Annotated in this window: 3 protein-coding genes; all 3 read left to right on the top strand. The window is 75.5% G+C overall.

The window, feature by feature from the left end; genetic code table 11:
• Nucleotides 1-582: acyl carrier protein (locus GTW08_RS00520; protein ID WP_161151235.1), on the top strand; the 582-nt coding region annotated here is incomplete at its 5' end.
• Between the two features lie 140 nt (nt 583-722).
• Nucleotides 723-1,484: a thioesterase II family protein gene (locus tag GTW08_RS00515; protein ID WP_073575126.1), complete on the top strand. Its 762-nt coding sequence runs from the start codon at nt 723-725 to the stop codon at nt 1,482-1,484.
• Between the two features lie 134 nt (nt 1,485-1,618).
• The coding region (locus GTW08_RS00510; RefSeq protein WP_161151234.1) for an AAA family ATPase at nt 1,619-2,886 on the top strand (1,268 nt) is incomplete at its 3' end.

Here is a 2,886-nt window from a genome sequence, read left to right as displayed (position 1 = left end):
CCGCGGCGGACCGCCGCCGCGGGCACCGCACCGGACGCCGACGCGCTCGTCCGCCGGCTCGCCGGGCTCGGTGCCCCAGAGCAGGACGAGATCCTGCTCGCGCTCGTGCGGGGCGGGGCCGCCGACGTGCTCGGGCACACCGACGCCACCGCGGTGGGGGTCCGTCAGCAGTTCCAGGAACTGGGGTTCGACTCGCTCACCGCGGTCGAGTACCGGAACCGGCTCAACGCAGCCACCGGGCTGCGGCTGCCCGCAACCCTGCTGTTCGACTTCCCGACCCCGGCCGAGGTCGTGCGGCATCTGCGGAGCAGGCTCGTCGTCGCCGAGCCCGCGGGCGCCGACGCCGTCCTCGCCGCGCTCGACGGCCTGGAGCGGGCCATCGCGGGCCTGCACGTCGACGACGAGGGGGAGCACCGCCGGGTCGCGGGCCGGATCGAGGTGCTGCGGACCAAGTGGGCCGGGCTGCACGCCGAGGACCGGCCGTCGGACCCCGACGGCGACGGCGCCGGGGACGACACCCTCGACGACGCCTCCGACGACGACATGTTCGCCCTGCTCAACGACGAGCTCGGGCTCGGCTGAGGTGCCTCCCGGGGGGGCGGGCCGGCCGGCGCGGTCGTCCCGCCCCCGAGGCCAGGACTAGGGATTCACCGGCCGCGGTGCCGGTTCACTGGCTACGTCGTCCGGCAGCACGCCGGGTGCGTCCGCGAGGAAGGAACCCCATGACGACGACCGCCACCGAGGAGAGCCTGTGGGTCCGGTGCTTCCACCCGGCACCGGAGCGGCCCGTGCAGCTCGTCTGCTTCCCGCACGCGGGCGGTTCGGCCTCGTTCTACTTCCCGGTCTCGGCGCAGCTGCAGACCACCGCGGAGGTGTTCGCCGTGCAGTACCCGGGCCGGCAGGACCGGCGCCGCGAGACCAGCCCCGGTGACCTCCACACCCTCGCCGACCAGGTCCACGGCGCGCTGCGGGACTCGCTGCGGGGCCACCGCCCTACGGTCTTCTTCGGCCACAGCATGGGCGCGACCCTGGCGTTCGAGGTCGCGCGGCGGCACGAGGCCCAGGGCGGGCGGATCGCCCACCTGTTCGCCTCCGGCCGGCGCGCACCCTCGCGTGTCCGTGACGAGCACGTGCACCGGCTGAGCGACGAGCAGATCGTCGAGGAGCTGAAGCTGCTGGCGGGTACCGACACCGCGCTGCTCGGCGACGACGAGATCCTCCGGATGATCCTGCCCGCAATCCGCAGCGATTACGAGGCGATCGAGACCTACCGCTGCACGCCCGGGGCCACCGTGGCCGCGCCGATCACCGTCCTGACCGGGGACAGCGACCCCAAGACCTCACGGGACGAGGCGGAGTCCTGGCGCGACCACACCTCCGGACCGTTCGATCTGCACGTCCGTCCGGGCGGGCACTTCTTCCTCGGCTCCGACGCCCCGGCGATCATCGCCATGCTGCGCACGGTCCTCACCGCGTCGTCCTGATCCCGCAGGAGCGAGCGCGGTCACCGTACCGACACGCGGCGGCCGGTATCCGGCACGGGTGGGATCTCCTAGGCTCAAGATCGTCGAGCCGGGTCCGCCCGGCCGGGACCGGTCGCTCGTGGAGGTAGCCCAGGATGTCCGATGCCACCGATCGCGGCGTGCGCCTGGTGGGTCGGGGGTCCGAGTCGGCGTGGCTGGCCTCGGCCGGTGCCGGCGCCGCCGCCGGATCACACGTCGTGCGGCTGCTCGTCGGACCGCCCGGGATCGGCAAGTCGGTGCTGCTCGACGGCTTCTGCACCGAGGTCCCGGCGGGCGTGCGGGCCGCCCGTGCCCATGGGCGGGAACGGACCTCGGACATCTCGTTCGCCGTGGTCCGGGAGCTGTTCGGGGCCCTGGCCGGCGCGGGCCCGGTCGACCCGGCGCTGCTCGAGGGCGGTGCCCGGTGGAGTGCACCGGCGCTGGACGAGGCGACGGGCGGTGCCGGACCGGACAACCTCTACCCGGTGCTGCACGGCCTCTACTGGCTCACCGTGAACCACACCGCTCGCGGCCCGCTGGTCCTCGTCGTCGACGACCTGCAGTGGTGCGACGACGCCTCGCTGGCCTTCCTCGGGTTCCTGCTGCGCCGGTCGGAGGGTCTCCCGCTCGGGGTGGTGCTCGCCTCGCGGACCGACGGAGCGGGCGCACTGCCCGACCGGCTCGCCGAGATCCGCACCCAGGCCGGTGCGGCGGTGACCGAGGTGGGCCCGCTGGACCGGTCCGGCGTCGCCCGGCTCGCCGTGGCCCGCGGTGCCGGTACGGGAGCCGAGCCGCCGCAGGCGCCGTTGCTCGACGCGCTCACCGAGGCCTCCGGCGGGAACCCGCTGCTGGTCGAGCAGCTGGTCGCCGAGCTGGGCCCGGTGACCGGCGACGGCGCGACCGACCGGATCCACCGGCTCGGGCGCGAGGTGGTCGACGGTCTCGTGGAACGGCACGTGTTCGACGCCCCGCCGCACGTCCGCGCCGTGGCCGCCGCCGTCGCGGTCGTGGGTGCCGAGCAGACCACGGTCCTCGCGACCCTGTCCGGGGTGCCCGCCGGGTCGGTGGCCGACGCGGTCGCGACGCTCGTCCGGACCGAGGTCTTCGCCCCCGACCGGTCGGACTTCCGGCACGACCTGCTGCGCACCGCGGTGTTGCGTGGACTCCCCGGGGACGAGCTCGACGACCTGCGCCGGCGCGGCGCCCGGGTGCTGAGCGACGCGGGGCGCCCGGCCGAGGTGGTGGCGGCGGTCCTGCTCGTCCTGCCCGGCGCCGGCGAGCCCTGGATGGTCGACGTGCTGCTGGAGGCCGCGGCCGCCGCGGCGCACCGCGGTGCCCGGCCCGCCGTCGCCCGCTACCTGGAACCGGTGGTCGCGGCCCGACC

Source organism: Pseudonocardia sp. SID8383, from assembly GCF_009864975.1.
Classification (GTDB): Bacteria; Actinomycetota; Actinomycetes; order Mycobacteriales; family Pseudonocardiaceae; genus Pseudonocardia; species Pseudonocardia alni.
This window is presented reverse-complemented; position numbering and strand designations above follow the sequence as displayed.

Coding starts and splice junctions, on each gene's coding strand:
- GTW08_RS00515 (WP_073575126.1), top strand. CDS start 723: ATGACGACGACCGCCACCGAGGAGAGCCTGTGGGTCCGGTGCTTCCAC.